Source organism: Streptococcus sanguinis (genome assembly GCF_003943735.1).
In the GTDB taxonomy this organism is placed as follows: domain Bacteria; phylum Bacillota; class Bacilli; order Lactobacillales; family Streptococcaceae; genus Streptococcus; species Streptococcus sanguinis_E.
In genome coordinates this window covers 1-6,703 of the sequence record NZ_RJMV01000022.1, presented here as the reverse complement: position 1 = coordinate 6,703, position 6,703 = coordinate 1, and the positions used below count along the sequence as shown (strand labels likewise).

General features: G+C 40.7%; 4 protein-coding genes and 2 pseudogenes. All 6 read left to right on the top strand.

Annotated elements, in window-relative coordinates; genetic code table 11:
- Positions 1-1,048 (top strand): annotated as a pseudogene (locus D8877_RS12120) (type VII secretion protein EssC); the annotation flags it as partial.
- A gap of 13 nt (positions 1,049-1,061) precedes the next feature.
- On the top strand, positions 1,062-1,430 hold the full coding sequence (locus D8877_RS12115; RefSeq protein ID WP_002913935.1) for a hypothetical protein: 369 nt from the start codon (positions 1,062-1,064) through the stop codon (positions 1,428-1,430).
- 13 nt (positions 1,431-1,443) lie between these two features.
- Positions 1,444-3,627: a hypothetical protein gene (locus tag D8877_RS12110; protein WP_049553205.1), complete on the top strand. Its 2,184-nt coding sequence runs from the start codon at positions 1,444-1,446 to the stop codon at positions 3,625-3,627.
- On the top strand, positions 3,614-4,576 hold the full coding sequence (locus D8877_RS12105; protein WP_049553206.1) for a hypothetical protein: 963 nt from the start codon (positions 3,614-3,616) through the stop codon (positions 4,574-4,576). Before D8877_RS12110 ends, D8877_RS12105 begins: the two co-directional genes overlap by 14 nt.
- An 8-nt stretch (positions 4,577-4,584) precedes the next feature.
- Positions 4,585-4,956 carry a hypothetical protein gene (locus D8877_RS12100; RefSeq protein WP_049553207.1) on the top strand — a complete coding sequence of 124 codons (372 nt, stop codon included), beginning with the start codon at positions 4,585-4,587 and terminating at the stop codon, positions 4,954-4,956.
- Positions 4,957-5,123: 167 nt separating this feature from the next.
- A pseudogene (gene essC, locus D8877_RS12095) lies at positions 5,124-6,703 on the top strand (type VII secretion protein EssC); the annotation flags it as partial.

Sequence of the window (6,703 nt, the reverse complement as noted above, 5' to 3'; positions counted from 1 at the left end):
TGAAGCGGAGCTCTTCAAACTTTTGGTGCGAATCTCTCGTGAAGGTCTCAGCATCGGTGTTCACCTCCTGGTGACAGCGGGCCGTCAGTCCAACCTTCGGGCGCAGTTCTACGCCAACTTCAAGCACCAGCTGAGTCTGCCACAGAATGATGTAGGAGAAGTACGCTCTATCGTGGGCTCTACCCCGCTTGCGAAAACCATGGAAGACATCAAGGGTCGGGCACTCATGAAGCGTGACGAGGTTGATGTTATCCAGCTGGCTTTGCCAGTAGAGGGTGCTAATGATGCGCAAGTCCTCAACAACCTGCGTCAAGAAGTCGCTTCTCTCCAAGAAGCTTGGACCGGACAGCGACCAAGTGCCATTCCGATGGTGCCAGAGGAGTTGACGGAGGCGGACTTCTATAGCCGGGCTAGTGTCCAAGCAGCTTATAAGCAGGGCTTGGTACCGCTAGGACTGGATATGGAGACGGTTGAGACGGTGACTTGGAAACCCTGTGGTGGAAATCTACTTTATCTAACAGAAAAAGAAAGCCAAATGGCGGCCTTTGCTCGTTTGCTTTCACGTGGAAAACAAAAGACGATTATTTTAGCTCCCCAATATAATGAGATTGAATCTGATGAGAATGTATTAGTTGTTAATAATCCAGATGAATATGAGGAGTTGATAGCAGTTATTTCTCAAAAAATTGATGAACGTATGAAAGCTAAAAATTTCGATCATGTAGCTACTTTGGTGCTCTATAATTTGACTGAATTAATTGAGAAAATGAGTCAAGAAACACGTGATAATTTGGCTTATATTTTAGATAAAGGTGAACGAGGAGGATATGCCTCTATCGTAATGACTGTACCTAGCTTAAATCGACAGATTGATCCAGTATCTGCAGTAGCTAAGTCCTTTAAGAAAGCAATTATGGCTGTTAGAATTACAGATCAAACTGTAGTTGCTGTTAATAATAAACCGTTAAGAGAGCAATTATTGGAAGAACAAATACATTATTATGTTCAAAATACTATTGCAAACAAGATTAAAGTTTTAATGTACTAGGAGAAAATGAATTATGGCAAAATCGGAAACAACTATAACCCTAGAAAATGAACTAGCTGCACTTGAGAAAAAAATAGAGGCTCTCAAAGCAGCTTCTTCGGCATTAGAAGGGGTTAGTACAAATGTTCCAACAACTAAAGATGACATGGAGAGTCTTCATGTAGCTGGGCAAAAATATGACGAAGAGTATGATAAGGAACAGGACGATATAAAAAACAGCTCCAACAAGTATGTAAGTGTAAAAACTAGTACTCAGGAAGTAATTAATGAGCAAATCACTGCTTTAGCCTTGGATCTATTCGAGACTAATATGGCATTATTTAAATCGCGAGCACAAGATAGATTGGCCGAGATAGAAGCAGCAAAAAATGCGAAGAAATGAGGTAGTATAGAGTATGAAAGTCCACATCAAAGATAAGCAAGGTCTACAGACCCATTCAACTAATGCAGTGAATGCTTCTAGAGTTTATAGTGCTGAAATCAGTGCTTACAAACAAGAGCTCCATATTGCTACAGACCAACAATTTGCGGAAGCTATTGAAGCATTCACAGATAGGATTAATACTATTTCAAAGACACTTTATGAAGATTTTCCTCTTGCAATGGAAAAATATGGGATACTAATTTCAAATTATATAGAGGATGTTAATGATGCTGGATTTGCAGGAAGTTCAGTCATTAAGACTAAAGATACAGATATTGAGTCAATAGGGAAATGGCTAACAGAAGATACAAAGAAAAAATTTGATTCTGTAAAAGAGAGTTTAGACTCTGCTTTAACAACAGCAAAAGATGCCTTAGCTCAATCACCTCGATCACATGACCTAACTATAAACCCTTCAACAGAGTCAATCCAAAATGATATTATTGCATTGTTGGGAAATCTAAAGAAGGATAGAGATAATACTCATGAAGATCTTGCTAGCGCGAATACAACTTTTAGTAGTGAATTGGCAGCTCATAACGCAACGATTGTGACGATTAATTCAATCATAGCTAATGGTGCTAGCATTAGCTCGCTGTCTATTGAAGATACTCTTTCCTTGATAAAGAATGGACAATTAACTAAGGATAATATGTATCTAATTGGATCTATACAGAATTCAGGGGATGGAGAGGCTCTAAAAGGTTATCTTACAAAGTTTAGTAAAGATTATGAGCTTCTCGTTCAGGATGTTGACCAACTCTCAGATGAAGAGAAGGAAATGTACTATAAAAAACTGAAGGCTTACCATAAAATACTTGGGGGAATTAATTCAACAAATGTTAGTGGAGCAATGATGGATCTGATTTATGGAGAAGTGATTAAGAATTACTCCAGAATAAAAGATGGTTCAGAACCTGAAATGGAAATTCTTCGGAGTTATGTCGAAGCTATTGCTAATCAGGATTTAGAAAGATCTTCGGTTTACTTTGAAAAATTAACCTATGCTGGGGATCGACATGCTAGCTTAATCGGTATGGCTGCAACTGCTTTAGTTCCCAAAGTGCCAGATTCTGGTGCTAGTCAGGCAGAGTTTGATGCTTATGATCGGACCATGGCTCAAATAAACGGTCAATTAGTAGCTTTTGAACAACAGATGGCAAATGTTGGCCGTTTGACGAACCTCTTTGAAGCGATGTATGGCTTGGAAGTAGGGAAGAAATACATAAAGGGGCCTGGATCGAATAGTATTGATATAAGTACTAGTATTGATGTTTCTACTCTTGTTTTAAATCAGAATAATGGTGGTTTTGATTTTAGTATCAAAAAAGGAGACCAAATAATTGGTTGGAACACAAAACAAATTTATACTAGCAAAGAAGTTGACAGTGAAGAACAGCTTTTAAAAATTAAGGAACTTCCAGAAAAGCGGCAGAAAGAAATGATTTCCTTTGTAGCAAAAGCTGCCTCCTTGGGTACAGTTCCAGAAGTAAGTGCTGTCTTAGACACACTCTCTAGTGTAGTAACCATGGATGATAGTCTAAGTTCTTCTATTCGAGTAGGAGATAAGGTTGGAAAATACGCTTATACTTTTGGTGATTTGTATAAAGAAAAGATCGGAGGCCATGCAGGCAACGCTTTGGCTCTTGTATCTAGCTATGAGAAAATTATAAAATATGATAAAGAACTTCAGGAGGCTAAGAACAAGTTAGAAAACAATATATTTGATGTTGGTGGTCAGTATTATGGACCAATTTCAAATTCATCTGGGGAAAAGGGGAAAGTAAGTTATGACTTAACCTATGATTTGCAATCTATCTTAAAAGTTGATGATTTGCAGAAGAATGGGGTTCGTCGCTATATCTATGAGCACACTCAAGAAAGTGTTCAAGATAAGGCTGATGTGTTAAAACAATTTGACGAGTATACAGCGAATCTATATAAACAAGGAAAAATTAGTGAAGACTCCTATGATTTATTTCGAGGAGATCACTATAAGAGTCCTTCTGCAATTGGTATTGATCAGGTCTATAATGACATGAAGATGTTGCAGCGCGAAGATTATAATAGTAAGTTTAAATTCAACTCAGGAGAATATCAAGATAAATGGCTAGGTTCAGTGGGGACAGGTGGTGAAAAAAATGAAACTCAATAAAAAAAGGTACATATTCATTGGAGCGATTCTTCTAGCCTCAGTAGTTCTTTTCGCCTTTTTAGTAGGTGGGCGAAAAAAAGAGTATGATAAAGAAGACTATAATGTTGATCAAATAGAGTTGTTCAGTCAAAATAAATATGTATTGGTTACTAGCGGAAATGATGGTTCTTTCAATTATGGGCAGAATTATATAACAGATTTCAAGTATAATATTCTTACTGAAGAGGATGGCTTAACGTCGTCTAAAATTAGTAAAGAGGAATATTTCAAAATCAAGATTTATAATTTGCAGGATCCATCTAAAATAACTAGTAAGGAAGTCAATGTCTACGATTTGTTAGGACGAGAGAATACTTATAGGCTTAAGCAAATTCGTGCACAATTTACAAGGAACGGAAAAGAATTTCTAACTTTTAGTATGCACTCGTATGAAAAAGGGAAACCGGAGAAAATTAAATATTTTATTCTAGCATTGGAGTCAGGAAAAATTGAAAAAGAGATGTCAGAAAAAGAGATTAATCTACTTTTAGATCAGAAGGATACTAGAACTTATATGAGAGGAACAATATATAAGTCTATGGATCTTGTAAGAGGTGGAATAGGGGATCAGATTAATAACGCACTATTAAAGAATGGTATGGAGTATGTTCCTGGCTACATAATACCATCGTATAAAATAGGTGATTCTGTAGAAGTTTCAGGTACTAATTTTGCTAAGATTTATCCTGAAATTGCGAAAAAAATGAGAGACATGAATAAAATCTATTTCCGTCCAGACCAATACAATGAGGAGGAATGGTTTAATGATTTAATTCATTGGTTTGCGCCCGAAGGTCAGGATGTAATGGAACTTTATGCCACAGATGAAACAACTGGAGAGAAAACACAGATTCGATCTTTTAATGATTTCAAGCAGTGGGTTGAATCTCATCCACAAAAAGAAGAATAGGAGCTACTATGGGAAAAGTAGATAAAGTCGAAATAGATACAGCACGTTTGCAGAATGTCAATAAGAAAGAGCTTCAAACGGCTTTTGCGGCTCAGGATGTATCTGCTACTAATTGGGTTGAGGATAGTTCAGAACCTGGTTTAACAGCTTGCATTAATTCTTTCAGAGAAGGAAAAGACACAATAAATATGGCTATTACCAATTTTAATAGTTATTTGGCAGGAGCAGCAAAAACTTTTGAAAGCAGGGATAAGAATTTGGCGATTGCCATCAATGATTTTTCGTTGAAGAAATCTTTTAATGAAAAATCTTATCAGAAAAAAGTCACTGATATTCAGAACAGTAAATTTCAAAGCCAAGTCCCTGGTGCTGAAAAATAAATGATTCTAAAAGGATATGAATAGAAGACTATGTGGGTGTAGTCTTCTATTTTAATTTGTTTTTGATCTTATCTATCATATGGTATAATGTGACAAGAATATTTTTTATCACTTCTAGAGCTTTCCATTTTATCATTAATTTCTCTGCTCTGCTATTTTACCCAAAACATATCCTGAGTCTGGCCGTCAACTTCCACCCGCACGATGTGGCTTTTCTCCTCATCGACTACAAGGGTGGGGGAATGGCCAACCTCTTCAAGAACCTGCCCCATCTCTTGGGAACCATTACCAACTTGGACGGGGCCCAATCTATGCGGGCGCTGGCTTCCATCAATGCGGAGATTCACCGCCGGGAGCGGCTCTTCAGAGAGTTTGAAGTCAATCATATCAACCAATATCAAAAGAAATTTAAGAACGGGGAAGCAACTGAACCCCTGCCCCATCTCTTCCTCATCTCGGATGAGTTCGCAGAGCTCAAGGTCAACCAGCCTGACTTTATCAAGGAGCTGGTATCCATCGCTCGGGTCGGGCGTTCCCTCGGGGTCCACTTGATCCTGGCTACTCAGAAGCCATCTGGGGTGGTAGATGACCAGATCTGGTCCAACTCTCGCTTTAAGCTAGCGCTCAAGGTGGCAGACCGGACGGACTCGATGGAAATGCTTAAGACGCCAGATGCGGCAGAGATCACCCAGACAGGCCGGGCCTATCTGCAGGTCGGCAATAATGAAGTCTATGAGCTCTTCCAGTCAGCCTGGTCAGGGGCAGACTACCAGCCGGATAAGGACGAGATGGGTATCGAAGACCATACCATCTATTTAATCAACGACCTAGGCCAATACGAAGTGCTCAATCAAGACCTGTCAGGTCTTGACCTAGCAGAAGATATCAAGGAAGTACCGACGGAATTAGAGGCTATTGTCAGTCAGATCCAACTATTGACAGAGAGCCAGCAAATCCCACCGGTACCACAGCCATGGCTGCCACCGCTTAAAGAGCGGATGACCCTGCAAGAGTTGGAACCTATCCAGCCGAAGGAAGCCTGGGAGCAAAAGAAGCCGGTCTCTGTCCTTCTCGGAATGGCGGATATCCCGCAGGCACAGAAGCAAGAACCTGTCTCTGTCAACTTGTCCAAGGATGGGCATATCCTGCTCTACGGAAGTCCTGGTACGGGGAAGACAACCTTCCTGCAAAGTGCGGCCATGGACTTGGCTCGCAAGTTCAGTCCCAAAGATGTCACGCTCTACCTAATGGACTTCGGGACCAATGGTCTGGCACCGCTGGGGCAATTACCGCAGGTAGCCGATACCTTGCTTTTGGATCAGACGGAGAAGATTGCCAAGTTTGTACGCATCATGGAGCGGGAGCTCAACCGGCGTAAGAAGCTCTTGTCGGACTACGGTGTTGGTACCTTGGAGCTCTACCGTCAGGCTAGCGGTCAGGAAGAACCGGCTATCGCCATCCTACTGGACAGCTATGAGTCCATGAAGGAAGAAGCCTATGAAGCGGAGCTCTTCAAACTTTTGGTGCGAATCTCTCGTGAAGGTCTCAGCATCGGTGTTCACCTCCTGGTGACAGCGGGCCGTCAGTCCAACCTTCGGGCGCAGTTCTACGCCAACTTCAAGCACCAGCTGAGTCTGCCACAGAATGATGTAGGAGAAGTACGCTCTATCGTGGGCTCTACCCCGCTTGCGAAAACCATGGAAGACATCAAGGGTCGGGCACTCATGAAGCGTGACGAGGTTGATGT

Excerpts from the sequence above, each read along its gene's own strand:
- D8877_RS12105 (WP_049553206.1), top strand. The coding sequence starts at position 3,614 with ATGAAACTCAATAAAAAAAGGTACATATTCATTGGAGCGATTCTTCTA.
- D8877_RS12100 (WP_049553207.1), top strand. The coding sequence starts at position 4,585 with ATGGGAAAAGTAGATAAAGTCGAAATAGATACAGCACGTTTGCAGAAT.
- D8877_RS12110 (WP_049553205.1), top strand. The coding sequence starts at position 1,444 with ATGAAAGTCCACATCAAAGATAAGCAAGGTCTACAGACCCATTCAACT.
- D8877_RS12115 (WP_002913935.1), top strand. The coding sequence starts at position 1,062 with ATGGCAAAATCGGAAACAACTATAACCCTAGAAAATGAACTAGCTGCA.